The organism is Microcoleus sp. B4-C2 (genome assembly GCF_036705265.1).
Lineage (GTDB): Bacteria > Cyanobacteriota > Cyanobacteriia > Cyanobacteriales > Microcoleaceae > Microcoleus.
Genome location: NZ_JAUBUB010000076.1, coordinates 1 through 24,779, shown reverse-complemented (window position 1 = coordinate 24,779; position 24,779 = coordinate 1). Strand labels below are relative to the sequence as shown.

Genomic DNA, 24,779 nt, shown 5'->3' with positions numbered 1-24,779 from the left:
ATCAAAGTCAGCATTGTTAAATTCTGTCTATTTTATTAATGCACCACTCATGTCAATAACTAATCGGATTAGTTTCAATAATCTCCAGGGCGACATCTTCGGCGGTGTCACGGCTGCCATTGTCTCGCTGCCCTTGGCCCTCGCCTTCGGGGTCGCTTCGGGAATCGGGCCGATCGGCGGACTGTACGGTGCCATTTGTGTTGGCTTCTTTGCGGCGCTGTTTGGCGGCACCCCAACACTGATTTCGGAACCCACAGGGCCGATGACTGTGGTGATGACTGCGATCGTCGCATCCCTCACCGCCAGCAATCCCGAACAAGGGCTAGCAATGTCATTTACCGTTGTGATGCTGGCGGGGCTGTTTCAAATCATCTTTGGTATTTTCAAGCTAGGGAAATACGTCACCCTGATGCCATACAGCGTGATTTCGGGCTTTATGTCGGGAATTGGCGTGATTTTGATCATTCTGCAAATTGCACCGTTTCTGGGTCAAGCCCCTCCCAAAGGAGGTGTTTTGGGCACTTTTATGGCAATTCCGCAGTTGCTGGCAAACGTAAATCCGCCGGAAGCAATTCTCGGTATCTTGACGGTGGCAATTATTTTCCTGATGCCCAAAAAGCTGAAGAAAATCGTACCCCCGCAATTGATAGCGCTGATTGTCGGCACGGTAATTTCCCTGACTGTGTTTCAGGGCGCGGATATTCGCCGGATTGGAGAAATTCCGGTGGGACTGCCTCCCTTGCAATTGCCGACTTTTTCCGCCGGTCAACTCACGGTGATGTTTGTGGATGCGGTGATGCTGGGGATGCTGGGCTGTATCGATACCTTGCTGACGGCGGTGGTGGCGGACAGTCTGACGCGGACTGAGCACAAGTCCGATAAGGAGTTGATCGGTCAAGGAATTGGCAATATCGTGTCGGGGATCTGCGGTGGCTTACCGGGCGCCGGGGCAACGATGGGAACTGTGGTCAATATCCAAACAGGCGCGACTTCGGCGTTGTCGGGTTTAACTCGGGCGTTGGTGCTGCTGGTGGTGGTTTTGGGCGCGGCGAAGTTAACTGAACCGATTCCGATGGCGGTGTTGGCGGGGATTGCGTTGAAGGTGGGGATTGATATCCTTGACTGGAGTTTCCTCAAACGATCGCACAAAGTATCTGTTAAGGGTTCCCTGATCATGTACGGGGTACTGTTTTTGACTGTGTTTGTGGATCTGATTGTGGCGGTGGGTGTGGGCGTATTTATTGCCAATATCCTGACAATCGAACGGTTGAGTAGTTTGCAGTCTGCGGGAGTGAAGCTGATTTCCGATACGGATGATGAGGTGCTCATCAGTGAGGAGGAGAAGCAACTCTTGGATCGGGGTAGGGGGCGCGTGTTGCTGTTCTGCTTGAGCGGCCCGATGATTTTTGGGTTGTCAAAGGCGATCTCCCGCGAACACAATGCTATGAAGGATGCGGATGCTTTGGTGATGGATTTGAGTGCTGTGCCCATGCTGGGGGTGACGGCTTCGCTGGCGATCGAAAATGCGATCCGCGATGCCTGCGATAAGGGTTTGCAGGTTTACATTGTCGGTGCCAGCGAGAAAATTCAACAGCGCTTGCAGAAGTTGGGATTGTTGGATCTGATCGCGCCAGAGCATTTCCTGAGCGATCGTACCGCAGCCTTGCGACAAGCGGTCGCTGTGGTTGACAACAAAGGCATCCCCTTGGGAGCGCCTGTGTAACAAGGCGCGAATTCGCCAAAATAGTAGTGGTTTAGCAGGAGTGCCCGTTTCTCCTGCTATTTCTATGGCTCGATCGCCCCTTTCATATCGTTTCCAGTTGCATCGATATTCTTCAAATTTCCAAACAGTCAGTTGTCCCGAAAGCATAATTTTAGTCAACAGCCAACAGTCAACAGTCAACAATCAGGTCTGAGTGCAACCGGAATTGATATGAATTCTTGATTTTCTTCAGTCTCCCTCTGCTGGAACCAGAGGCAAGTTTATACGAGGTTTTAACCGCCGATTCTTCAGGCGTGTAGCTATACAACCAGAAATTATCCGATTGATATAGCGGGTAGCCACGGAATATCTGTAACGCCTGGGTCGTAACCAAGTTGTTTGAGCAGTGTGGTAATTTGCCCTCTATGGTGAGTTTGATGATTAAACATATGTGTCACCAGAACCCAAGTCGGTAGCACGCGGCATTTACCATCTACATTGCTTGTGTACTCAAACGGTTGACTCAACCAGTCAGAATTAAGATGTCTAGACCATTCTATAATTTGCCGATCCATTGTCTCCCGTTCCGCTCTCAAAGCCTCAAATTCAGCATACAGTTCTTGACCGATAACGGCTACCGAAAATGGGTGAAGATTGAAACGACCCATCCATGCTTTGTCACCATACAGTAAGTGATTCAAAGTGCCATGAATAGACTTGAAAAAGGCACCCACATCCTGTTTGCGCTGTTCATCAGGAATTGTCGAGCAGACAGAATATATATTTTGGTTCATCCAGCAATTGTACTCGGCCATTAGCTGGTAGTAGCTACCCTCGTACATACTCAAAACTTCACCACCTAGTTTGAACAACTTACATTATACAAATATGTCTTTCACAAGACTCCTGACTCTAATTGGTCTAGATAAATAAATTCAGGAGCTTTAACTCCCGCTTCCTCTCTAATTTTAACCAGTGCAGGCGACTCAAAGAACGCTCTGGCATCTGTTGTTGATGTCCACGCGGAGAAATGAACGATTTTGTTGGGTTCATTGTCATACTTCAAGACCTGATAGGAGCGCTCGCCAGCTTCTTTTCGGATGCTTTCAGCACGATCGAATACCTGTTTCCAAGCTTCATAATTTTCTACTTCATGAATAATTAAGACATACTGCATAGCAATAAAGTTTATTGGAAGTTTAAGTTTGTGATGCTGCAAATTATAACAGGCAATCGCACATTTTTTGGCCTAAATAGCGATCGCCCCACGTTCAAAATGCAAAGCTGTCATCAATGGAAGCGATTGCTTCCCTTCGGTCGCAATGAGATACTTATGTATCAGGACTTACTTAACAAGTGGTTGGACGCGCAAATTATAGCGGTAAGACTCCATGCACAACGCACCCTACATATAGAGGTTATGCGTCCAGGACTGTAAAGTAGTAAACAGTACCTGATGTAAATAAGTGTTTCCTAAATATCGTGTCTATATTTTCTGAAATTCCGACTGTATGGCTGCAAATTTCCCTCGTGGGAGTCTGGTTGGGTTTGGTTTTACTGGTAGCTGAAGGGTTAAATCGCTTTACTTCTGTCGATGCTGAGGTATCGCGGAAGATTGTTCACATCGGTACTGGAAATGTGATTTTGCTAGCATGGTGGCTGGAAATACCCGGTTGGGTGGGGATTTCGGCGGGGGTTTTAGCAGGTGCGATCGCCCTAATTTCTTACCAAGTTCCGATTTTGCCCAGTCTTAACAGTATCAACCGGAAGAGTTGGGGGACTTTTTTCTATGCTGTTAGTATCAGCGTTCTTGTAGCTTGGTTTTGGCCGCTGCAACATCAGGAATACGCTGCTTTGGGCATTTTAGTGATGACTTGGGGCGACGGATTGGCTGCTGTCATCGGCCAGAAATACGGCAAACATATTTATCGAGTTGGGGGAATACAAAAGAGTTGGGAAGGTTCTGCAACTATGTATTTGGTGAGTTTTGCTATTAGTAGTTTGATTTTGCTGGCGGTTCAAGGCAATATTTGGCAAACTTGGGCTGTGTCTGCTGTTGTAGCTTTGGCTGCTGCTACTTTGGAGTCGGTTTCCAAGCTGGGAATTGACAATCTGACTGTGCCGATCGGCAGTGGGGCGATCGCCTTTTTCCTAAATCAATTTTTGATAATTGGTAATGTGTAATCTGAACTTCCCCCCACGGGGGGAATTGCTGGATACAGGTAGGAATTCAAGATTTTGCAATTGCTATAAACCAAGTCGGGTGAGTTTTGTAAATTCCGATCAAAGGTGATTCATACCGTGAATCAGCAACCCCAATTATCAATTGTCTAAGTCCCGTTAAAGCAGCCGACGTGCTTGTAAAATTTGTTGTTGCCATTGCTCGAAAACGGGGATTTTTGAGCGATCGTCTGTTGGAAACATCGCCCTTATTTGCTCGATTAGCTCGATCGCCAGCGGTACACCAAGCTGCAATTGTTCCAACACATCCCGCTGAGCAAAAACGGTTTCCGGTGTTCCTTCTAAAATCAATTTTCCTCGATCCATCACAAACACCCAATCAGCCCAGCGGTAGATGAAATCGAGGTCGTGACTTGCTAAAAGAATAGTGGTTCCGGCGCTGTGAATTTGTTGAAGTAAACCGATCAGTTGTCGGGTGTGACGCGGATCGAGATAGGCGGTAGGTTCATCTAGCAGCAGCAGTTTGGGTTTGAGAACCATGATATCGGCGATGGAAACCCGCTTTTTCTGGCCCAAACTGAGATTGTGAATTGGTTCGCGGGCGAGTTCGCTTAGATCGAATTGCTCGATCGCCTGCTGCACCTGTTGAGCAATTTCGGATTCTCTCAAGCCTACATTGTACAATCCATAGGAAATATCTTCTTCTACCGTCGAAGCTACTAATTGATGTTCGGGATTTTGAAACACGAGTCCGATTTGTTGGCGCAGTTGCATCAAAGATTTGCGATCGTAGCGAAAGGGTTCACCTTCCCAGCGAATGATTCCCTGTTGTGGTTGATACAAGCCATTTGCTAACAGAAAAAAGGTAGTTTTGCCACAGCCATTTTGACCGATCAGCCCGCACCGTTTCCCAGCAGGGACTTTGAGATTTAAACCCTGAATTGCCACTCGCGAACCGCAGGGATAGGAGTAGGAAGTGCCAGCGAATTCTAGAATCCATTCAGACATATTCGTTATTTTTTATTTTTTATAACCTTGTTCCCAGGCTCTGCCTGGGAATAAATACCCGGAGGCTATGCCTCCAATTACCGATTACCGATTTCCATTATATTTGTGTCAGCCTCGATCAGATTTTGACAACTGCCAAAGTTGCATTTCATAACAGAGATGCTGCTCAAAAAGTTTGCCAGCCTCCAATCCTTCAACCACCAGCTTCTTGAACCAGCGACGAAATATCCAGCGCAGGAATTTGTGGACGGGGGGAACAGTGATTGCAATCAAATCTGCAACATAGATCATTGTATTCAGTCCGTATCTGCGAAAAGTATCGACATACAAATCGATAGTCGGCAAAATATGGGCGGAAATATCCTCAGTTTTTACTAAAGTGAATCCAGCCTGCTTTAATGCTGCATGAAGTTCCGTAACAACATGACAATTAGAGAACATTCCCTCTTTATAATTAGCATTAGATCGCAGCATATCGGCCAGCAAAACGTAACCGCCCTGATTGAGGATTTTGGCGGCACCGTTAGCAATATCAACAGCCGACATATACTGGCTACTTTCGCTAAAGAGAATAAGATCGTAGAAATGGGTTGCTTTGAAGTCTTCAAACCTCGTGAGGTGGAAGATTGCCCGATCGCGCGTACACTTAAGAAAGCGCTGTTGTTGGAACGGATCGGGTGCGAGCCCTTCGACTGCAAAACCTCGATCGAGCAAATAAGCCGCATTTCCGCCAATCCCGCAGCCCACATCGAGTATCGTATGAGTGCCTTTGGGGATCGCATCCAACAGTTTTACAGTATAAGCTTGCTGAGCGAGGCGCAATCGTGCGATCGTTAGTTCGTCAGCGGGCACAGGTAGGGTTTCCCAATAGCCGTAGTGAAGGTAGGGCGAATCTGTCAGGCCCAAATAGTAATTAAGCGCTGCATTTTGGTAGCGAGTTACCTTGGAAATTTCGATTGATTTTGGCTGCGGCATTCGGAAAATTTAGTAAGTTTTAGGATTTAGGGCAGAGTTGAAATTCTTCCCAGCGCTTGCATACCTGTTCATAGCACTCAACAGGAGAAATTGCCAACTTTTGCAACAAATTGATATCAATCTGACCGTTGGCGATCGACAAAAATATAATTGCTGCCTTGGGTTCGTAGCCAGCAATGATTTGGAGCAGATTTAAAACAGTGTTCTCCTCTATTTCTAGTTGCTGCAAATAAACGGTTGCCTCCAAGTCGGAAATAAATTGCAGATCGTACTTGATAGTATCTACGCTCCAATTCACCGAGCCATTAAGGGGAGTATGGATTTTGCAAGCAACCAAGCCTCGCCCTGTATGCAAAAAACCATTCCAAGCAGTATGTCCGATCGGCAAAATATTCTGGTGAATAAACAAGTTTTGCCAGTAGCCAAAACTACCCTGCCAAACACTATCTTCGATTCGCATTTTTTTAGTTTCCCGCTGCCTAAAATTTCGTTATTGTCGATCAGGAAACGGAGCACAACAGCAGATTATTTGTAAAAATATTGAACTCACCATCATCCATACCTCGCAGATGAAAAACATGATTGTAAACAAATCGGCGGGCATCCTGACTCAGAGATGCAATGATCTCATTACAGTTGCGGGACAGCGCCGGATTCGCACCGAACTTTCCCCCTTACGTCTGATGTGTGTTTTTCATCAGAGCCGATCGATATACGGGGATATTACCACTCTTTGGGATATTTGACAAAAAAGCGTCCGCCTATTCACCAAACTCAATATTTTCATACAAATCGGCCAGCGAAATTTCCACAGCAACAGATGTTAAACTGAGCCGATCGCCCATACAGCTATATTCCGAAAAAATCCACTTATTCGCATCAGTTTTAGAATATTGCTCCACCTGTAGCCGATATTGGTCGATTAATAAATACTCCTGAAAACTAGGAATACTGCGATAAGCAGCAAACTTTTCATCGCGGTCATAAGCTTTGGTACCTTTAGACAGCACCTCAGCAATTAGCAGCGGATTGGTAATTGTATCCGTCCGTCCAGATTGCAGCTCGATCGGGCGCGCTACCACCATCACATCCGGGTAAGTATAATTATTAAGCTGCGGAACCCAAAGCCGCTGATCCGATGCAAAAATACTGTAAGGTTTACCCTTAAGACTCACCCTCAAAATAGCATTTAAGATGCTCGTAATTTCATTGTGATCCGGTGTGCCGCCAGCCATCATAACAATCTCCCCATTGATAAATTCATGCCGATCCTGAGAATTGATTTCCAATTCTAGATATTCCTCAGCGGTGTAGGTTTTGGTTTCAACTTGCGCGATCATACACAACGCTCTCCTTTAATCTACTCATTTCAGTTTATCTTAAAAATTCTGCTAATTCAACATAAAATTAGATTTTAATCATGCTAAGAAACAGGCAAGATGCCTGTTCCACAAAGAGGGAATTTTCTGGTGGGGCGTGAGTTTGGCATCAAGAACAGGCAAGATGCCTGTTCCACAAAGATTGAATTTTCTTGGGGAGAGTAGGGGTTGGGCATCTTTCCCGCCCGTGCGATCGCACTTAACAAACTTACCGCAGCGGGACGAAGTTATAGCCAGTGCTTCCTCCTTGTTTAACTTGCACTAAAATCGGCTTACCAGCCCGATCGCCCGTGGGCAAAAACTTCACATCCTCGCTCGATCCTGCTGTTGAAAAACTCCGATTTCTGAGTGCTTGTTGCAACCCTTCCCGCGTATTGCTTTGTCGCAAGCCAGCGATGACAGCTTGAGTCGCATCAAAACTCGTTGCTGTTCGCCAATTCACAATGCCTCCCCAACGCTGGCGGGCCTTTTCTGGGAAACAGCTACCGGGATTAGTTTCAGGATGCCAGGGAACGGGCAAAACAAGCCCGTCAACGTCTTTTTGTCCGTCTTTTAAAGTTTGAAAGGTGTAGAGCGTAGTGCTGCCGTAGAGTGGCAATTTGCCTCGATTGATGCGAGCCAGAGAAATCGCACGGTCAATGCGATCGATGTGGGGCGCTACCATCAATCCTTGTGCATTTTTGCTGACAGCATCGGCGATCGCACTTTCGGGATTAAAAGAGGGTAAGGAAAAGTCGCAAATAGTGGGAACTAATTTGCCACCAGCAGCAGTAAGAGATGCCACAAATTCATCTTTAAATGATATGTTATCCGGTGCTTGGGAATCATAACAAACCGCAATATTAGTTTTGGCTGCTGTTTTCACTCCATATTCTGCTAAGGGAGCTGCCATTAAGCTAATATTGGGTACTGTCCGAAAGCTGTAGCTGCCAAATCCTGATAGATTATTGGCAAAGCTCGTCTGGCGATCGCTCCTGGTGCGATCGGGGCCGATGTAGATGTAGGTGTATTTGCAGTTTTGGCTTTCAATAAACCGGGAAGGAACTTGTAGGCGCCAAACCAAATTAAGCCGATGGCAATAATAAAAACAATGGGGGGCGGGCTGTTGCTTTTGTTAGTATCTTGATACAGAATTTTTTCTATTTATTTTGATACTGTAATTATTCATTCAACTAATGTTCACGTCAATTCATATAATTCATTAATTAAGTTCATAAAAGTCATATTTGTAATAGCTGTTGCAGGAAGTGCGATCGCCCTTATTCAAATCGGGCCCGCTAAACTAACGAGAATAGGAGAATTATCAACAATATTCCTGGAGGCGCGGGTGTTCAGAAACCGGGTTTTTTGCCCAGAAGACGCGCTAGAGCCCACATATTCTGTAAAAACCCCGGTTTCTGGCCCCCATTGACTGGTTCCTAGGCTCTACCTGGGAACCGATTTCCAGAGGCTCTGCCTCGCGTGGCCAAGGGGAAATTGGAGGCAGAGCCTCCGGTTCTGCCTTACCAGGCAGAGCCTGGGAACGAGTAATTTAATGTTGAAATAGCACGTTTAACAAAGTTAAAACTGTACACCCAAACAAAGCTTCAAATATATATCTTCGCGAAGGTTTATAAGGGTAAGAATTCCAAACGCGCAATTCTCCATTAAAGCCGCGCGACGCTAAACTCAACGAAACTTGACGGTAGTTTTCCAAAGTTCGCTGAAGCAATTGCCCGATTAAAATGCTTAAACTCTGCATTCCCCGCTTCCAAGTGCGGTAGCCACAGCGCGAGTTTTGTGCTATCCAAAGTTCATCGGCGATCGCCAATAAGCTAAAAATAAACCGATACATTAGTAATAGCAGTTCTGTGACTAACTCTGGACAGCGTAATTGTCTGAGAATCTGCAAGATTTCGGTAAATGGAACCGTCAAGAGAATGAAATACATACAACTTGTCGATGCGAAGGCGCGGGCAAACAGCAAGCTCACTTGGTATATTCCAGTGCGGCTCACATACAGATAAAAAGTGCCGATGCTAATGCCCCAACCTTGCCAAATATCCCACTGAATTTCCTGGATTTGACTTAACTCAACCGCACCCAGCGCCAAAGCAGGCAAACTTGTCAGCAAAAACATCAACGGTAGCGACAGCAACCGCAAATACAGTTTCGCCGGAATACCCGCATAGACGACGATCCAGACGGCTAACCAAAGGCCGATCGACAATTGGACGATCGCCCCAGAAACGAGAGACAGAATTAAAAGGGCGATCGCAAAGGATAACTTGTGGATTGGCGGCAACCCGCGCAAGCGATTTGTATAAGCCAGACTATCAATCTGATGGTTCATTCCAAAGTCTTTCAGTCCGCGCAGGCGGACTTTGTATGTGTAGAAGCGAATTCTATTCGCCGTTTATTCGCCATTTATTCCGACGGCGATTCATCATCAGATTTATGAGATTCAGTGCGTCCCTTATAAAGCCCGATCGCGTAGCCAATTACGCCCGATCCTAACGCCGCTTGAGTCGCAAACAGCAAACTTTCAATTTCTCCGCTAGCAGGCTCAAAAAAGTGGTTAAACCAAGGTTGATAGTCCGGTTGAATTTCCGTAATCGCTTTCTGTGCTTCCCCATCCGCTCCGCCGTATTCACCCCGGACAAAAACTAGGGGAATAACGGCAAGCGCGATAACAGCAATTACCAACATCCAATTTTGTTGTGAAGTAGCTTGCTGATTTCTTGTGTTTTTTTGACTCACGGCTTATGACTCCTGTCTCAATAATTTCAAAGTTTCCAACTCCGGCTTCCCGTAAGAATGCAGCCAATTCCAGACCAATAGAGTCAGCAATCCTTCACTAATCGCCAGGGGTACTTGAGTGATAGCAAAGATGCCAGCAAACTTGAGAAACGAAGCCATAAAACCGCCACTTGCTGCCGGAAAAGCTAACGCTAATTGAATCGAAGTCGTCACATAAGCCAGTAAATTTGCTAAAGCCGCCGCACAAAAAATTGCCGCCCGTTGCCTGCCAGTTCGCAACAGCAATTGATAGATAAAATATGCGGCAAACGGGCCAACAATCGCCATCGAAAACATATTCGCTCCCAGCGTTGTCAGCCCGCCGTGAGCTAACAGTAACGTTTGAAACAGCAGAACTAAAGCCCCCAGTACAGCCATCACCGAAGGGCCGAACAAAATTGCACCCAAACCGGTACCCGTTGGGTGAGAACAACTCCCCGTTACCGAGGGAATTTTTAAAGCAGAAAGTACAAAAGTAAACGCACCGGCTAAAGCTAGCAATAGTTTAAGTTCCGGGTGTTCTTTTGTAATACGAGTAATCGATCGCAAACCTACTGCAAAAAAAGGCAACGCCACCATCCACCAAAACGCCGCCCATTGCACCGGCAAAAAACCTTCCGAAATGTGCATAGCTGCGGCGGGCGTTGCCGAACCCAGGACAATATAACAACTCAAGCCAGCCATCAATCCCAAGCTGACCAATTTCCGATTTCTGGCCTTCACGCTGAACCTCGCAGATGAGACTATGTAAACTAACACATCGGCGGGCATCCTGACTCAGAAAGCGACAAAACTCTCATTACAGTTGCGGGACAGCGCCGGACTTGCACCGAACTTTCCCCGTTTCCTCTAACGGCTGCTCCCCATTAGAACCGACTGGTTAGACATAGTTTAGTCGATCGCGTAAGTCTCAGCAAATCTTTTACAAAAATTACTTCAGATTAACTAAGGAATGAGAATTAAATAACTTCCACTCTTGAAAGTGGGATGGGCCTAAGAGCCCGTCCTTTTTGGACGGGCGGGACACCCATCCCACAATCACAATTAAAATTGTAAGTTATTTAATTCGCGTTCCTAAGTCAAAATTACCTCTCATCTTCTCTTCCTTCGCGTCTTCGCGGTTCGTTCCATAAATACTATTGCCCAACAAATCAACGGTATAATATTAATGAGTTTTGAGGAAAGCCGCCATGTTAGATTACAAATTTCCGAGGCACTGGCCCTCAGCCGATGAACTACCAGACTCAGATGAAACGCCTGTGGATAACGAACTGCAAGAACTAATACCAGGGTTGTTAAAAGCAATATTGCTCATACTTTGGGCAGAACGCATGGACTGGTTTTTTGGCATAGATATGGGTATTTATCATCACCCTGACGAACCGCCCATTGTCCCAGATGCTTTCTTAAGTTTAGGAGTAGAACGATTTTACGACGAAGAATTGCGCCCCAGTTACGTGCTGTGGGATGAAAATGTTCTGCCTACTTTTGTGCTGGAAGTTGTTTCCCCAACTTATCGCAAGGAATACAGCACAAAATTGGAGACTTATCAAGCTTTAGGCGTACTTTATTACGTCATTTATTCTTCCCGCCGCCGTCGTAAACCTCATTTGGAAGTACACAAGTTAGTCAATGGGAAGTACGAGTTACAGTCAGGAAATCCAGTTTGGATGCCTGAAATTGGTTTGGGGATTGGTTGTGAAAGGGGAAGTTATTCTGGGGTGACAAGGGAGTGGTTGTATTGGTATGATGCCGATGGAAAACGTTATCTGACACCTGAAGAACAGGTGAAAGAATCAGCGCAGCGCGCCCAACAGGAATCCCAGCGCGCCGATCGACTGGCTCAGCGATTGCGGGAGTTGGGGATAGATCCTGATAATCTGGGCTGATGGCAATCAAGAGTACCTCAGTGTTGTACTCTAGACGCTCACAAACCGGGTTTTGCAACGCCCGATCGATCGTCCTCAAAGGAGGATTTTCTGGAAAAAACCCGGTTGCTGCCTCCAGAAATGTGTGAATATTATCGCAAAAATCAGGAAATATCTAGCTAGATTTGGGAAAAACAGAAAGTTGGACGGCAAACATTGAGATGCAGCTCGAAAACATGAAAATCAACAGAGGTTATTAAATAATGGTCATGAATCTGCGTTCTTACGATATCATCTGTTTTGGTGATGAAGTTCCAGGAGTTCTAGCTGTTATCTCTGCCTCCAGAGAATATCTTCGCCGAACAAAGCGTTATCCGCGAATTCTACTGATGTCGAAAGCAAGCTTGCAAGAAGGAATTGGCGGGCATTTGGTAAGAGGCGGTCTTGCTTATTTAGATAGAAGTCAGATTAGTGAACAACTTCAACAATCTTTAAAGTTAGATACCTTTGGTTCACCAGCGACAATCTATAAAGAATTCTTACAAAAATCCGGTGTCACCGCAATTGCACTTGACCCCCGCAAAGCCAGTGCAGCCCTGAAAGAAATGCTGGTAAAAGCTGGGGCCGATCTCCTGAGCAAAGTAGAAATTAAATCAGTCAGTAAAGAAGGTCAAAAAATTGTCAGTATAACCACCTCTAAAGGCGTAGTTTATGCCGGCAAGCAATTTATTGATGCCACTGTCAATGCCGAATTAGCTCAAGCTGCCGGTGTGAGAAAGCTGAAGGGATTTGAAACATTTGGTCTGCCTAATTCAGAACTTCCAGTCACCCTCGTTTTTGAAACCCAAGGACTCAGTGCAAGAGCACTGAAAGAATTCGATTATATTTATCTAAAACGCTTTACCAACCTGGCCGATGCAGAGAGTCAAAAATTTTTGCTGTACGCCGCAGGCAAGGATGCCAAACTAGCAGAAGAGCTTCGGCGGGAAATGAGGGACACTCAAGGCAATCTCAAAACTCTGTGGGCGGGTAACGATTACATCGATGTTCGCGCGCCGGCTCTGTCTGTAGCTTACCACTCATTTAGAGGAAGAAAACTATCTTTTTCTGAAACTGGCATAATTTTAGATGAGGGAAATATAGCAATACTTCCAAATGACCGACTTTCGTGGAATGCGCTTTTATTTGCAGTCACAGCCAGCGAAGCCGAAGCCTTAGCTAGAAGCGGGAGCAAACCCACGGCTAATATGCAAAGAGAGATGTTATTTATTACAACTTGGCTGAGGAGTTTGGGGGCTACTTCTGTTACTTATGCCTCAGAACTTTATATCAGACACGCTGGCAATGTGACGGGAGTTGTAGAACCTTTAACTGGCGCACAAATGCTGTTAGGTGGCGTACCTGCTAATGAAGCCCTGGCAACATTTAGCTATCATTTTGATGTACGGGGAGGCATCCAGGGTATTGGCGAGAAAGCAAACAGTCTAGGATGGTTTAAAAGTCTGAGTTTTAAACAGCCTATCTTTAATATTGGCATCCGCCACGCATTAATTAAAAACGTTCCTAACTTGGCAGTAGTCAGTCCGTGTTCGGGATTTGAAGGGTTAGCCTGTTCTGTCGGCAGAATAGTTGAATTCAACGCCGCAGTTGGTCAAGGTGTGGGTATCGCTGCGGTTAATGCCATTCTAAATAACAAAAATCTAGCCGATGTATCTAACCAAGAAGTGAGACAAGTTCTCGCCCAAACAGGCCAGTTACCTAAAATTTTTGGAACTCCCAATAGTGGTGAGGCAATGCTATTGGCGCAATTCGAGACTCTTGTCACTTCGGATGCTATTGCATAATCTCAATCCCGGTTGCACTCCTCATGATTATTGATTGTTGACTAAGCTGTTGTGGCATTTAAATTGTATGTCAAAAAATAATCAAACTTTTTTGGGGTGTCCCACCCGCCGTGAATATACAATTTAAATGCTCAACTGTATTAGCCTACTTGCTAACAACAAATCCTTACTTCTTCTGCGGGCACTTCGGATGAATCCCCCCCTGCAAACAAATGTAAGCAATTTGACTTTTATCTAAATTTTTAGCCTCCGCAAAATCAACTCCTAGGAATCTACCTGATTTACTACCAGTCGTGGGATTTTGAATAAATTGCTCCGAAGCTGCTTTCCCCAGAAACACCGCGCCTTTAAAATCCGCTCCCGCTAAATTCGCGCCCCGAAAATCAACCGAACTCACCTCTGCATTCCGAAAATTGGCATCTTGCAACCGAGCATCTTTTAAATTCACGTTGGCGAGTTTAGTCGAAGTCAAATTGGCATTTTGTAAGTTTGCGCCGCTCAAATCAGCACCGGATAAATCAGCACCTTGCCATTCCGATTTAGACAAATTTGTCAAGGACAACTGAGCGCCTTGAGCCTTAACTTTGCCCAAACGTGCACCGGACAAATCCGCTCGCGACAAATTCGCGCTTCCTATATCGGCTCCGGTAAAACGGGCATTTTTTAACATTGCTTCCTGTAAATTGGCTCCAATTAAAATAGCACTGCTGAAATTAGCTGAATTCAAATTGCCGTTTGACAAATTAGCTTTGTTCATGACAGCGCGCACAAAATTAGTCCCGTTCATTACAGCACTGTTCAAAGACGCCCCGGTCAAATTTACTCCTTCCAAATTAGCGCCGCTCAAGTCAGAAATCCAATCGTCAAATGTACCCGGACGCCTGTCTTCGCCGGTGCCGTAAAAGCGAGCTCCCTGCAAGCTGGCATTGGTTAAATTGGCATTTCTCAACTTAATTCCCGACAAGTCAACTTTGTTTAAAACTAAAGTAAACTGAGATGGGCCGGCAGGACTTTGAGCTAAATCCGTGCGGCTCAGATCGACGCCGTTGAGTTGGCTGCTATACACTGTGAGAATTTTGCCGATCGCCCTTTGTACTGTTCGCTGGCGGGCGGCCGCTAACTCGCGTTCGGGGGCCTTGCCGCCAAACCGCAGGGAATCGAGGTCGTTGCTGAGGGCCTGATTCAACCGCTGCAAGTCAGGCAAAGCTTTCGGCCCGCTACTGACTAAAGCTTGCTGGATCGCGTCCAGCATGGCGCGGTTGTCTTCTTGAGCGAGCAAATCCGCTAACAGGGGTACGGCGCGGGAGTCTTCCACGGCCCCCAAAGCCAAAATTGCCGATCGCCTGCCCGATGCCCCGCTAGCCGATGTGGGAGACAATTTGCTGACTAAAGCCACAAATAATTCGTCGTTCCGCTGCCGGGAATCTCGCATATTTGCTTGACTTTGAGTGTAGATGAGAGTGCCGACAAACAAAGTTAAAATCAATCCCGCGCTGCCGACGGTAACTATTACTAAAGTTGTGCCTGGGTGTTGGCGCATCCAATTCCACAAACTGGCATTTACTTTCAGGCCGCTTTGTGGAGTCACAACCAAAGCCGCAATCTGCGCGTCTTCCTCAGTCCAATCTTGAGTCTTGACAGGATTGGCAGACAGTTGATTCGATCGAGCGTTGACGACCAAAGTATTGGCGAGGCGATCGTGTCCCGTTTGCCGTTTGTAGCGCCATGCAAAAGCCCCGTCTGCGAGCACTGCCAAGCCGCTGAGCCCCCCTAAAATCAGCAAATCAGGAAACGCTCCCGTCAAGCGCCAAATGCCGTAAGCGACGCCCAGAGGCACTCCCCAGCGCCCCAAACTTTCGCGAATTAGCACTTGCCCAAAACCCGGAGGAGTACCCGACGCTGTGACCACTTTGACGCCGAACCAGCGTTTGGGGATAGTTTGACCGGTTCTGGCGAGCAAAAACAGTTGCCACCCCGCTAAAACTGCCGGTGCCAGCAGTGCCCCTGACCAGAATAGATTAGTTAGGGGTGCGACTCTGGGGCTGCGATCGCGCACGGGTATGCCCAAGGTACGGGCGACGGTTTCGGATGCTGCTGCTACTGAGGAATTGAGCGGTACGGTTTGAGATTCCTGGTTGACTAATGCCCCGATACTGAAGGGAACGAGGGCGCTAGCAGCTATTAACGAAATTTCCACTGCCCAAGCGCCGCACCTGCGAACCAGCAGTGGCATTTGCTTGGATTGTGTTTGCCAAGACGGATCGGGTTGATTGATGCCGCTGGGCGCGGTGGGGTTAGCCATATTTATAATTTCCTATTGTTAGTCGTTAGTTGGAGGAATCAGGAGATATTGCCAATTTATCAGAAATTTGGGTTTAAAACCCCGTCGTTGGCTTGACGGCTTTCTATTGGATGAGCGTGAATTTACGCTTGGCAAAGCAACCCCAAACCAGGTTATAATTAAGTTGTCAGGGTGAAACTCCATTGCCATCGTGAAACAGTTGAGACACACTTTCAGGCATAAATTTAGGGGCAAAGAGCGGCGAAAACTCTTAAAACAGCTAGGGATAAAAAAATAATATCCCAATACCAGAGAACCAAATACTTTGTTGACTACTGAAGTAAGGCGGGGCACGCCTGAACTCTAGGTTCATATCCTAGTACGCTTGGGGAGATAGACCCTCTGGGATTAACTAAGTTAAGCTCGTCAATTGGTGGTATTCCACGGTTGAAAGGTTTAAGTATTGCCGTAAGGATAGTGAGTAGTAAGGTCAGTCGTGGAGCCAAGAATCACCTCGCCTTTAGGACGGTCGGTGAGTGTCAAACGCTATGTAGATTAGCACTCCGAGAACGGCAAGAGTCATCAGGGCGGAAATTAGCTTTACGATGCTATTGAAGACTGTCAGGACAATTATCGCTGCCAAGGCAAAGGCTGCCACCTGCCCCGGTTTGGGGAGTCTTTGAAACTTGTCGAGTAATTGATTGTATAAGGTTCCGACGGCTTGATAGCTGTCTGAATTTTGGGTGATGAGCGGCGATCGTTCTACTTTAGCTTTTAGTTCTCCGATCGCTTGCTGCCAATTGAATTTATTTTGAGGATCCATAAAAAAATTCGGAAGTTAGTTTAGATTAATGTGTTCGGAACCGTCGTTATCCTCTACCGTCAAAGAACTAGAACCAAATGCCATTGTGTGAGGAAACATGAAGATAAATTATCCGGGCGATCGCGGCAAACTGTGGTTTAGCCCGATCGTGACCCTAGCCTTGGCAATGATTTTAGCGGATGCCGGTGCCCTTCGGAGCCAACCGCTACAAATTGCTCCGGGATTTCCCGAACCGCTGGGAGTTTCGGGAGTTTCCGGCGGCCCGAACAATAGCGGCGACTGCGGTTTTGTCTCCCAAGGGCCCAACCACGTCATCGAAGTAACCCAGGATTTGCCTTACTGGCGGATTGCAGTACAAACCGCTGGAGCTCCGAGTTTGATGATTCAGGGGCCGAGGGGGCGTTTCTGCGTGCTGCCGGCGAATGCTGGTGCGGGGAATGTAGAATTTTCCGGTTATGGGGACAAGGGGACTTATGTTATTTTTGTGGGCGATCGAGCTCAAGGTCAACACCCTTACTCTCTCTCTATTTCCCAAAAGCGAAATTAAAAATATAACGGAATTAGGAGGATGGCTGTGAGAAAATGGCTTTTTGGCGATCGTAAATAAGCCGGATTTCTGACAGCCCGTGCGTGGACTAGGGATTTCATATCAATTTTGTATTTGGTCTTTAACCCACTTGCGAAACAATCTGAGAGTTTGACTCGTACCCACTGTTTGGCTTTGTTCGCAATATTGAGAAATAGCTTCAATAATTGGCAGATTGGGAAAAATCGGACTAATTTCCGATTCAACATATTTCCCATCTTGAAGCACATTAATCTGAAGCTTCTTATTTTCATAGCGCCAAATTTCAGGTACTCCCAAAGCTTCGTAAGCATCGAGTTGAGTTTTGGAAGTTATATCCACTTCAATAGCTAAGTCAGGCGGCGGATCGACAGTTAAGTCGATCCGCTTTTTGCCAATCATTAGAGCATAATTCTGAATGTAAAAACATTCATCAGGCTCAATTCCTTGTAACATACTTTTTCGCTTGAAAGTCGTCGAACCAAATGGTTCAAAGTCGATTTCTAGTTCCTCAAACAGAATTTTCACTAAATAGCCAATAATGATTTTAGCTTTCTCATGTTCTGGTAGTGGCATCCTAATCTCCAAAGTTCCTTGACTGTAAGCTATTCTAGAGCCACGGTGTTCTCCCAACTCTTCTAAAATTGCTTCAAATTCCTGCCAGTTGACATCATTGAACAGCACTCTATGTCCAGGTGGTACAATGATTTGCCTTAATTGCAGCGTTACCATTTCAACCTCCGATTTATTTAAGTTTATTATAACTGATACAATCTTTTAAGTTGAGGGGTGTACAGCGCCCCCTTCAACTTAATTTACTGGTAACTATCGCCAAAGATTGAGCTATCTAATCTGCGTTTTTTTGCTGGTTGTACAGTTCCTTAAACTTGCGCTGCTGCTCGTTGTGATCTACGATCGGAGAGGGATAATGAAGAAGTCGGCGTTCTAAAGGCGAAATATTTCCTGTTAGCAAAATTTTAGTATCAACGCGGCGCAATTCTGGAACCCAGTGCCGAATATACTCCCCTTCCGGGTCAAATTTTTGAGCTTGACTCGCCGGATTGAATATTCGCAAAGGTTTCGGATCCATACCACTCGATGCACTCCACTGCCAGCCGCCGTTGTTAGCAGAAAGGTCGGCATCTATCAATTTTTGCATGAAGTATTTTTCACCCCACTGCCAGTTAATAATTAAATCTTTGGTGAGGAAACTGGCGACTATCATGCGACAGCGATTGTGCATCCAACCTGTCTGATTTAACTGCCGCATTGCTGCATCGATAATAGGATAGCCTGTTTTGCCTTTACACCAAGCTTGAAAGAGCTTTTCATTGTTCTCCCAAGGAAAGTCTTTGAATGCTTGACGGTAGGGGCCGTCTGCTAATTCTGGGAAGTTATACATGGCGTGTTGGTAAAATTCTCGCCACGCTATTTCCTGTTGCCAAGTACGGATGCTTGTAGACGCTTCTTCGCTGCTGCAAGTGTCCATTACTATTTGGGTAGCTTGCCAAACAGTGCGGATGCCAATTGCACCAAATTTGAGGGCTGCGCTGAGTTTGGATGTGCCGTTAATGGCGGGAAAATTGCGCTGTGCTTGATATTTGTAAATTGCCCGATCGCAAAATTCTTCTAATTTTTGTTGCGCTGCATCTTCTCCGGGTTCTATTACTAAGGGATTTTCCCAAATAAATCCCAAACTAGAGGCAGTTGGCACTGTTTCCATTGCACCTGCTTGGTTGGCGATTGCTTGTTCTTCGGCGGTTAATCCGGTCATTAATTCCAGATAAGTTATCGGCAGTGTCTCTACTGGTTGGGCTTTGGGTTTACTGTTCCATTTTTTCCAAAATGGTGTATAAACCGTGTAGGGAGTCCCTGTACCGCTGCGAATTTCATCTGGGGCGTGCAGGAGTTGATCCCAGAAATTTTGAACTTGAATTCCTGCTTGTTGGAGGGCGTTTGATACGGACTGATCGCGCTGTTTTGCGTAGGGTTCTACATCCCAGTTCCAAAATACTGCTTGGGCATTTATAGCTGTTGCTAATCTCGGTATTCCTAGAATCGGGTCATCTTGAATGATCAGCAATTGGCTGCCTGCTTCCCTGTAACGCGAGGAGAGTTTTTGCAAGCAGCCGATCATGTATGTGACTCGGGCTGGCGCTACGTCATCCCGGTTTAGGATATTGCGATCGAGACAAAAAATTCCGACTACTTTCGGGCTTTGCTGGCGCGCTGCTGCCAGTCCGATGTTGTCAGAAATACGCAAGTCGCGGCGGTGCCAAAATAAAATTAGATTGGATATATCAGACATTCGATTTTAGATTTTAGATTTTAGATTTTAGATTTTACAGTTCTGGACACAAGCGGGTTCAAAAACCCGGTTTCTAAGTTAATATTTATCGGTTGGACGCACGATTTTTATAAGAAACCGGGTTTTTCCGTCAGTCAGATTTACATCAAAAAGGGACGTGCCAAGAAAAAGCTAGAAATAGATTTTGCATCAATGGGTTCCCCAGCTAAGATAGCTTTTTCTAATTCTTCTGGAGTGAATAGAACTGTTTCAATGTCTTCGTCATCATCTTGTGCTGGCGGCTGTTCCAGTTTTTCCAAATCTTGGGCTAAGAAAGCATAAATGATTTCGTCGGAATAACCGGGGGCGAGAAAAAATTGCCCTAATTTCTGCCATTTTCCGGCGCGATATCCGGTTTCTTCTTCGATTTCGCGTTTGATAGTTTCGGCGGGATTTTCATTGATTTCTACTGTACCTGCGGGAAATTCTAAAATTCGCCCTTTTGTGGCAAAGCGATATTGGCGTACCAAGACGAGTTTACCTTCGGGTGTGACGGGAACTGCAAGTGCTCCGCCTGGGTGGCGAATACATTCCCACTCGCCTTCGGAACCGTTGGGAAGACGGAGGGTGGCTACGTCAAAGTTGAATTTGCGCCCTTGGTAAAATAGGCGTTGTTTGAGGAGTTGGGGTAGTTCTTGACCGATCGACATAAGCGACAAGCGAATAATGTTTGATTGCACCGATTTAAGACATCATAGGCGATCTAATACGATTTTAGATTTTAGATTTTAGATTGGGAATGACTGATGACTATCACAGTTGGCAGCTTAGCTACGGTTGCATTTTTTTTGAAACTGGTACGATCGGTGAATTGTACTCACTTTTTACAGTTACAATTTTTGCACTCCCGAACAGTCTGCGGTTTGCAGGAGTTGGACGATCGCACTTTTCGTCACCGGATGCACCCAATCCGGGGCAATTTCTGCTAAAGGTACTAATACAAAAGCTCTTTCGGTCATCCGGGGATGAGGTAGAGTCAGTGTGGGAGTTTCTAGGATTAAATTGTCGTACAGCAGCAAATCTAGATCGAGGGTTCTTGGCCCCCATTTTTCTCTGCGAATTCGATTAAATTTTATTTCAATTTCTAATAATTTTGCTAGTAATTGTTCGGGTTTTAGTGCAACTTCTAGGATGGCACAGGCGTTGATGTAATCGGGTTGGGGCGGCCCGACGGGGGCGGTTTGATACCAGCTTGAATGGGATTTTACTGCTATTCCTGGGGTGTTGTTTAGGGTTACGATCGCGCTAGAGAGTGTGGCTAGGGAGTCGCCTAAGTTGCTACCGAGGGCGATCGCACATTTTGTTAGTTTCATAAGGAAGAAGGAAGGCACGACACGGATTTTGACACGGATACACGGATTAATTATCTAGTTTTCCTTCTGAGGTTGAAGGAAGAAGAATAACGCGGGGGCTGGTTTATCAACATCCTTTGCTACTGACAAATATTTCGAGTAAAACTGAGATATTGCACCATTATCAATAACCATTCTATGGGCGGACAGGATGCCCAACCCACAAGAAAAGGCACTTGTTGTGGAACAGGCATCTTGTCTGTTAAGCGGAAATATGGTGAGACAAAATATTATTTTAATTTAAGCTTAACAGTCTGTTAAATTTTATTAACTATTATTGACAAGTGTTAGTATTTAGTTTCAAACATAATGAATTTGTACCTACGCTTATTGTCGGCTGTCATTCTAGCAATTATCAGTTTAACAGCAAGTATATCAATAGGTTTGGCTGAAACAAAAGAGCGCTACCTTACCCTAGATTCGGACGGTAGTCAATCTTTTGCGAGTTTAGTGCAGCAGGCGGAAGATTTAGCGAAAGAGTCGATCGCCCGCGAGTTTCAAGAAAATCCGGCATTAACAGAAGTTACAGTCATTATTACAGCCGATCGCAGCCGACAAAGAGTTCCAGTTTTGCGATCGAGAGTATCCCGCCGCGACTGGCAACAAGATGCGAGAATCGAACAGTGGACTAGATATTTTGCCGATGCTCAATTGCTGCTGGGATTCAGAAACGGCGGTATTTCGTCCCCAAATTCTGGATCTTCGCAAGTGATGAATGTACCTGCGCCCAGTCGATCGACCTCCAGAGAAAATGATCCAGGTTTTCGAGATGATTGAAATCGGCCCGCGCAGGGCGGCAAACAGGGCATGGCATCGGGCATTGGTAACAAATAACAAATAACCAACAGCACGACACGGAAATCACGGATACATGGATAGATATTTTTTCCTGAATCTCTCTCTCTATTCCCAATTACCACTTGCCAATGAGAATATTTAACTTTTTGTTAACCTAAATACCTCCCAATTTTAATTAACCTTCAGGTTAACTCCCCTTAATTTAATAGTGATAGAGTTTCATACGGAATCATCTGATTAGGGAAGTTGGGCTGAACAGGAATTTATGTCTAAAATAACTCGCCGACAACTGCTAATTTTCTTCGGCAGCAGTGCAGCTACCACTGTGCTTGCCCCTCAAGTAACTAAAACACTATTCGGCATCAATTCCACCTCGGCCGAAGCTGTAGTTCCGCTATCTTTCACTCCGTTAAGACTTCCCCACCCGCTGCCGATTTATCGAGAATTGTCCAGCTTTATGCCGATGGGCTTAAACGGACAGGGAACCGTGATGGCTGCCTCACAGGATACTAGATTAACGAGTTACAGCATTGTTGACGATGTGGTTGTGCCGCCGGAATACGAACGTTATGTGATTGTCCGCTGGGGCGATCGAGTTTTTCCCAATCCGGCAGACTATTTCGGCTACAACTGCGACTACACCGGCTTTGTAGGCCTTCGCGGCAGCAATGACGACGGTTATCTCTGGGTTAACCACGAGTACGTATCCTTCCCAATGTCGAAAGAGGCACCCGATACCCCGTCAGACTTGGCATCATTTCCAACAACCGAGCGCGCCGTCCTGGGTATAGACTTATCCGTAAAGAATCGCGATACCATCGGCGAATTCCTGTACAATCTCGGTGGTTCGATCGTCCGCATCACCAAACAAGCCAACGGCAGATTTCAGGCGATCGCCGGCGACCCCCTCAACCGCCGTATTCACGGACTTTCCGGCCTCGGAATCAACAGCCAGCGTACCGACAAATACAAAGATGTCACCTCCTGGGGAACCAGACAAGGGGACGACAACTACCTCATCGGCACGGGCCCTGCAGCTACCCAAGTCTTCGCGCAAGTCAACACCGACGGACTCGGCAACCGCATCATCGGTACAGCCTACAACTGTTCCGGCGCCACAAGCCCTTGGGGAACAATCCTCTCCGCCGAAGAAAACTTCCAAGGTAGCGAAGCATTTTTCGTCGGGGTTCAGGAAAACGTCAAACCCAACGGTGGCCAAACCAGCTACGCCAAGGGCACTATCGGTGAGGAATTCGGCTTAGTCGGCGAAAAATACGGCTGGATGGTAGAAGTCGATCCCCAAGATCCGAGTTTCCGCCCCCGGAAGCACTCATGGTTGGGCCGTTTCCGCCACGAAAACGTCGCGATTCGCGCTGAAGCAGGCCGCAAGTTAATAGGGTACATGGGGGACGATCGGCGCGGCGGACACACCTGGAAATTTGTCAGCAACGGTAATGTCACCAATCCCGCAGATAAAAACAACAGCCGATTGTTTGAAGATGGGGTTTTGTACGTTGCCCAATATAACCGCAACGGTACTGGAAGATGGCTGCCACTGACATTAAATACCCCGACAAATCCGGTGCGTCCTTCTAGAGTTGGCGAGGCGGAATTAGCAAGTTTTGGCAAAGCTCAAAGAGATGCCGCTACTCGCTTGCCCAAACGCGCCGGAATTGCTGGTCAAACCGAAGACGGCGGTTCTTTTGTAGTAGATACAACCAATGAAGCAACAGCAATTTCGGGCTACCAAAATAAAACTCTGGCTAATTTCTACAGCAGCCAAGGTGCGGTTTTAGTTGATGCTTTCTTAGCTGCTAATTTGATTGGTGGCACTCCGACGGCACGCCCGGAAGATTTGGAAGTTAATCCTACTACGAAGGAAGTTTTCATTGCTTATACTGACGGCGCACCGGGAAGCGACGGCTATCCAGATTCTCGCATTTTTAATGTTGCTAAATACGGTAGCGCAGTCAACAGCAATCAGCAGTCGGGAGGACTTTACAAAATAATTGAAGACAGTCCTGATGGTGCGGGTTTGACGTTCCGCTGGCAGCGTTTGGCTCAGGGTGGAGAAGCCGGTGCGGTAGATGGGGCGGGATTTGCTAATGCAGACAATTTGGATTTTGACCCTCAAGGCAATGTTTGGGTCGTCACTGATATGTCTACGAGCACGCACAACGGTTTTGATGTCGGTGCGAGTGGAGAGCCAAAGACGATCGACCACAACAAGACTGGAAATGTGTCAGATTTGACTGGTGTTTTTGGCAACAATTGGCTGTTTTATATTCCCACTTCTGGGCCGAATGCAGGAACAGTAATTCCGTTTGCTTACGGCCCGAACCGATGCGAAATGACGGGGCCGACTTTTGTGGGAGATACGCTGTTGCTTGCGGTGCAGCATCCTGGGGAAGATTGTCCGATCGATGATGGTACTGTACTGAGTCGGCAAATTGAAATGTTGGATTTGAACGGTGCTGTTTTCAATCAGACTCGTAGTGTTTCTCGCGGCAGTTTGTGGCCGAGTAATATTGAGAATGACAGGCGTCGTTCGCCGATGCCGTCGGTGATTGGAATTCGTCGGGTGCGATCGACTCCAACGGGCCAGTTTGTTTAAATCTCACATCTTGCACCATTCTCGCTTAACAGGCTTTTCGGCCTGTTCCACAAGAAAATTCACTCTTTGTGGAACAGGCATCTTGCCTGTCCATAAAAAGTTTATTGAGAATGGTGCAACATCTCAGTTTAAATTGGACTTACGCACCGGGGCCCAGAAACCGGGTTTTTACGAATCTGGAGTAAGAGTGAACTAACCTGACGGTCAACTGGGTACAGTTAGACCGCAGGCTTCTTTTTCCTTTTTTTCAAAGGCTTTTTTGAG

General features: G+C 46.4%; 23 protein-coding genes and 2 riboswitches. Of the genes, 7 read left to right on the top strand and 16 right to left on the bottom strand.

What is annotated here, in order from left to right; genetic code table 11:
* The first annotated feature begins 49 nt into the window (after positions 1-49).
* Positions 50-1,723: a bicarbonate transporter BicA gene (gene bicA, locus QUB20_RS20450; RefSeq protein WP_333248863.1), complete on the top strand. Its 1,674-nt coding sequence runs from the start codon at positions 50-52 to the stop codon at positions 1,721-1,723.
* Positions 1,724-2,037: 314 nt separating this feature from the next.
* Here the strand turns inward: bicA and QUB20_RS20445 are convergent, their stop codons facing one another.
* Positions 2,038-2,544 carry a DinB family protein gene (locus tag QUB20_RS20445; protein WP_333248866.1) on the bottom strand — a complete coding sequence of 169 codons (507 nt, stop codon included), beginning with the start codon at positions 2,542-2,544 and terminating at the stop codon, positions 2,038-2,040.
* 53 nt (positions 2,545-2,597) lie between these two features.
* A complete protein-coding gene (locus QUB20_RS20440; protein ID WP_333216526.1) occupies positions 2,598-2,879 on the bottom strand; it encodes an antibiotic biosynthesis monooxygenase in 282 nt (93 codons plus the stop codon).
* Positions 2,880-3,184: 305 nt separating this feature from the next.
* Between QUB20_RS20440 and QUB20_RS20435 the strand changes: the two genes are divergently transcribed.
* Entirely contained in the window at positions 3,185-3,886 is a 702-nt protein-coding gene (locus tag QUB20_RS20435; protein ID WP_445299422.1) for a diacylglycerol/polyprenol kinase family protein, read from the top strand.
* A gap of 156 nt (positions 3,887-4,042) precedes the next feature.
* Here QUB20_RS20435 and QUB20_RS20430 read toward each other — a convergent pair whose 3' ends face one another.
* The 8 genes from QUB20_RS20430 to QUB20_RS20395 form a co-directional block, all read right to left on the bottom strand.
* Positions 4,043-4,891 carry an ABC transporter ATP-binding protein gene (locus QUB20_RS20430; protein WP_333248869.1) on the bottom strand — a complete coding sequence of 283 codons (849 nt, stop codon included), beginning with the start codon at positions 4,889-4,891 and terminating at the stop codon, positions 4,043-4,045.
* A 108-nt stretch (positions 4,892-4,999) separates the two neighbouring features.
* Positions 5,000-5,866: a methyltransferase domain-containing protein gene (locus tag QUB20_RS20425; protein WP_333248872.1), complete on the bottom strand. Its 867-nt coding sequence runs from the start codon at positions 5,864-5,866 to the stop codon at positions 5,000-5,002.
* 19 nt (positions 5,867-5,885) lie between these two features.
* Complete coding sequence (locus QUB20_RS20420; protein WP_333248875.1) at positions 5,886-6,326, bottom strand: hypothetical protein; 441 nt, start codon at positions 6,324-6,326, stop codon at positions 5,886-5,888.
* Between the two features lie 118 nt (positions 6,327-6,444).
* Positions 6,445-6,589, bottom strand: a riboswitch (cobalamin riboswitch).
* A 38-nt stretch (positions 6,590-6,627) separates the two neighbouring features.
* Positions 6,628-7,206: a Uma2 family endonuclease gene (locus QUB20_RS20415; RefSeq protein ID WP_333248878.1), complete on the bottom strand. Its 579-nt coding sequence runs from the start codon at positions 7,204-7,206 to the stop codon at positions 6,628-6,630.
* 247 nt (positions 7,207-7,453) lie between these two features.
* Positions 7,454-8,308, bottom strand: a complete 855-nt coding sequence (locus tag QUB20_RS20410; RefSeq protein WP_333248880.1) for an ABC transporter substrate-binding protein — start codon at positions 8,306-8,308, stop codon at positions 7,454-7,456.
* A 468-nt stretch (positions 8,309-8,776) separates the two neighbouring features.
* The gene (gene cbiQ, locus QUB20_RS20405; protein WP_333248883.1) at positions 8,777-9,577 is read right to left on the bottom strand and encodes a cobalt ECF transporter T component CbiQ; all 801 of its coding nucleotides are present in this window, start codon (positions 9,575-9,577) and stop codon (positions 8,777-8,779) included.
* A 74-nt stretch (positions 9,578-9,651) separates the two neighbouring features.
* Positions 9,652-9,984, bottom strand: coding sequence for an energy-coupling factor ABC transporter substrate-binding protein (locus tag QUB20_RS20400; protein ID WP_333248885.1), 333 nt, complete (start codon positions 9,982-9,984; stop codon positions 9,652-9,654).
* A 3-nt stretch (positions 9,985-9,987) separates the two neighbouring features.
* Positions 9,988-10,707, bottom strand: coding sequence for an energy-coupling factor ABC transporter permease (locus QUB20_RS20395; RefSeq protein ID WP_333248918.1), 720 nt, complete (start codon positions 10,705-10,707; stop codon positions 9,988-9,990).
* A 61-nt stretch (positions 10,708-10,768) separates the two neighbouring features.
* Positions 10,769-10,915: riboswitch (cobalamin riboswitch) on the bottom strand.
* Positions 10,916-11,213: 298 nt separating this feature from the next.
* Between QUB20_RS20395 and QUB20_RS20390 the strand changes: the two genes are divergently transcribed.
* Positions 11,214-11,912 carry a Uma2 family endonuclease gene (locus QUB20_RS20390; RefSeq protein ID WP_333248888.1) on the top strand — a complete coding sequence of 233 codons (699 nt, stop codon included), beginning with the start codon at positions 11,214-11,216 and terminating at the stop codon, positions 11,910-11,912.
* Between the two features lie 248 nt (positions 11,913-12,160).
* On the top strand, positions 12,161-13,735 hold the full coding sequence (locus QUB20_RS20385) for an FAD-dependent oxidoreductase (RefSeq protein ID WP_333248891.1): 1,575 nt from the start codon (positions 12,161-12,163) through the stop codon (positions 13,733-13,735).
* Between the two features lie 166 nt (positions 13,736-13,901).
* On the opposite strand, the gene QUB20_RS20380 is transcribed toward QUB20_RS20385, so the two are convergent.
* Positions 13,902-16,037 carry a pentapeptide repeat-containing protein gene (locus QUB20_RS20380; RefSeq protein WP_333248893.1) on the bottom strand — a complete coding sequence of 712 codons (2,136 nt, stop codon included), beginning with the start codon at positions 16,035-16,037 and terminating at the stop codon, positions 13,902-13,904.
* Between the two features lie 499 nt (positions 16,038-16,536).
* Positions 16,537-16,839: a hypothetical protein gene (locus tag QUB20_RS20375; RefSeq protein WP_333248895.1), complete on the bottom strand. Its 303-nt coding sequence runs from the start codon at positions 16,837-16,839 to the stop codon at positions 16,537-16,539.
* 97 nt (positions 16,840-16,936) lie between these two features.
* Between QUB20_RS20375 and QUB20_RS20370 the strand changes: the two genes are divergently transcribed.
* The gene (locus QUB20_RS20370; protein WP_333248897.1) at positions 16,937-17,386 is read left to right on the top strand and encodes a hypothetical protein; all 450 of its coding nucleotides are present in this window, start codon (positions 16,937-16,939) and stop codon (positions 17,384-17,386) included.
* A 102-nt stretch (positions 17,387-17,488) separates the two neighbouring features.
* On the opposite strand, the gene QUB20_RS20365 is transcribed toward QUB20_RS20370, so the two are convergent.
* The 4 genes from QUB20_RS20365 to folK all read right to left on the bottom strand — a co-directional run bounded on the left by QUB20_RS20365 (position 17,489) and on the right by folK (position 21,064).
* A complete protein-coding gene (locus QUB20_RS20365; RefSeq protein WP_333248900.1) occupies positions 17,489-18,136 on the bottom strand; it encodes a Uma2 family endonuclease in 648 nt (215 codons plus the stop codon).
* Between the two features lie 115 nt (positions 18,137-18,251).
* Positions 18,252-19,703 (bottom strand): FAD-binding domain-containing protein, encoded by a 1,452-nt coding sequence (locus QUB20_RS20360; RefSeq protein ID WP_333248921.1) that lies wholly within the window; start codon positions 19,701-19,703, stop codon positions 18,252-18,254.
* 149 nt (positions 19,704-19,852) lie between these two features.
* Positions 19,853-20,401, bottom strand: a complete 549-nt coding sequence (locus QUB20_RS20355) for an NUDIX hydrolase (RefSeq protein WP_333055091.1) — start codon at positions 20,399-20,401, stop codon at positions 19,853-19,855.
* A gap of 180 nt (positions 20,402-20,581) precedes the next feature.
* A complete protein-coding gene (folK, locus tag QUB20_RS20350; RefSeq protein ID WP_333248903.1) occupies positions 20,582-21,064 on the bottom strand; it encodes a 2-amino-4-hydroxy-6-hydroxymethyldihydropteridine diphosphokinase in 483 nt (160 codons plus the stop codon).
* A gap of 348 nt (positions 21,065-21,412) precedes the next feature.
* Here folK and QUB20_RS20345 point away from each other — a divergent pair, with 348 nt between their 5' ends.
* Both QUB20_RS20345 and QUB20_RS20340 read left to right on the top strand, forming a co-directional pair.
* Positions 21,413-21,880, top strand: a complete 468-nt coding sequence (locus QUB20_RS20345) for a hypothetical protein (protein WP_333248906.1) — start codon at positions 21,413-21,415, stop codon at positions 21,878-21,880.
* Positions 21,881-22,166: 286 nt separating this feature from the next.
* The gene (locus QUB20_RS20340) at positions 22,167-24,515 is read left to right on the top strand and encodes a PhoX family phosphatase (protein ID WP_333248908.1); all 2,349 of its coding nucleotides are present in this window, start codon (positions 22,167-22,169) and stop codon (positions 24,513-24,515) included.
* Positions 24,516-24,779 lie beyond the last annotated feature (264 nt).

Bases quoted from the DNA above. Each gene is read 5' to 3' on its own strand.
- QUB20_RS20395 (WP_333248918.1), bottom strand. From the start codon at position 10,707: ATGGCTGGCTTGAGTTGTTATATTGTCCTGGGTTCGGCAACGCCCGCC.
- QUB20_RS20355 (WP_333055091.1), bottom strand. From the start codon at position 20,401: ATGTCGATCGGTCAAGAACTACCCCAACTCCTCAAACAACGCCTATTT.
- QUB20_RS20385 (WP_333248891.1), top strand. From the start codon at position 12,161: ATGAATCTGCGTTCTTACGATATCATCTGTTTTGGTGATGAAGTTCCA.
- QUB20_RS20425 (WP_333248872.1), bottom strand. From the start codon at position 5,866: ATGCCGCAGCCAAAATCAATCGAAATTTCCAAGGTAACTCGCTACCAA.
- QUB20_RS20375 (WP_333248895.1), bottom strand. From the start codon at position 16,839: ATGGATCCTCAAAATAAATTCAATTGGCAGCAAGCGATCGGAGAACTA.
- QUB20_RS20415 (WP_333248878.1), bottom strand. From the start codon at position 7,206: ATGATCGCGCAAGTTGAAACCAAAACCTACACCGCTGAGGAATATCTA.
- folK (WP_333248903.1), bottom strand. From the start codon at position 21,064: ATGAAACTAACAAAATGTGCGATCGCCCTCGGTAGCAACTTAGGCGAC.
- QUB20_RS20345 (WP_333248906.1), top strand. From the start codon at position 21,413: ATGAATTTGTACCTACGCTTATTGTCGGCTGTCATTCTAGCAATTATC.
- QUB20_RS20370 (WP_333248897.1), top strand. From the start codon at position 16,937: ATGAAGATAAATTATCCGGGCGATCGCGGCAAACTGTGGTTTAGCCCG.
- bicA (WP_333248863.1), top strand. From the start codon at position 50: ATGTCAATAACTAATCGGATTAGTTTCAATAATCTCCAGGGCGACATC.
- QUB20_RS20365 (WP_333248900.1), bottom strand. From the start codon at position 18,136: ATGGTAACGCTGCAATTAAGGCAAATCATTGTACCACCTGGACATAGA.
- QUB20_RS20340 (WP_333248908.1), top strand. From the start codon at position 22,167: ATGTCTAAAATAACTCGCCGACAACTGCTAATTTTCTTCGGCAGCAGT.
- QUB20_RS20380 (WP_333248893.1), bottom strand. From the start codon at position 16,037: ATGGCTAACCCCACCGCGCCCAGCGGCATCAATCAACCCGATCCGTCT.
- QUB20_RS20420 (WP_333248875.1), bottom strand. From the start codon at position 6,326: ATGCGAATCGAAGATAGTGTTTGGCAGGGTAGTTTTGGCTACTGGCAA.
- cbiQ (WP_333248883.1), bottom strand. From the start codon at position 9,577: ATGAACCATCAGATTGATAGTCTGGCTTATACAAATCGCTTGCGCGGG.
- QUB20_RS20430 (WP_333248869.1), bottom strand. From the start codon at position 4,891: ATGTCTGAATGGATTCTAGAATTCGCTGGCACTTCCTACTCCTATCCC.
- QUB20_RS20390 (WP_333248888.1), top strand. From the start codon at position 11,214: ATGTTAGATTACAAATTTCCGAGGCACTGGCCCTCAGCCGATGAACTA.
- QUB20_RS20440 (WP_333216526.1), bottom strand. From the start codon at position 2,879: ATGCAGTATGTCTTAATTATTCATGAAGTAGAAAATTATGAAGCTTGG.
- QUB20_RS20445 (WP_333248866.1), bottom strand. From the start codon at position 2,544: ATGTACGAGGGTAGCTACTACCAGCTAATGGCCGAGTACAATTGCTGG.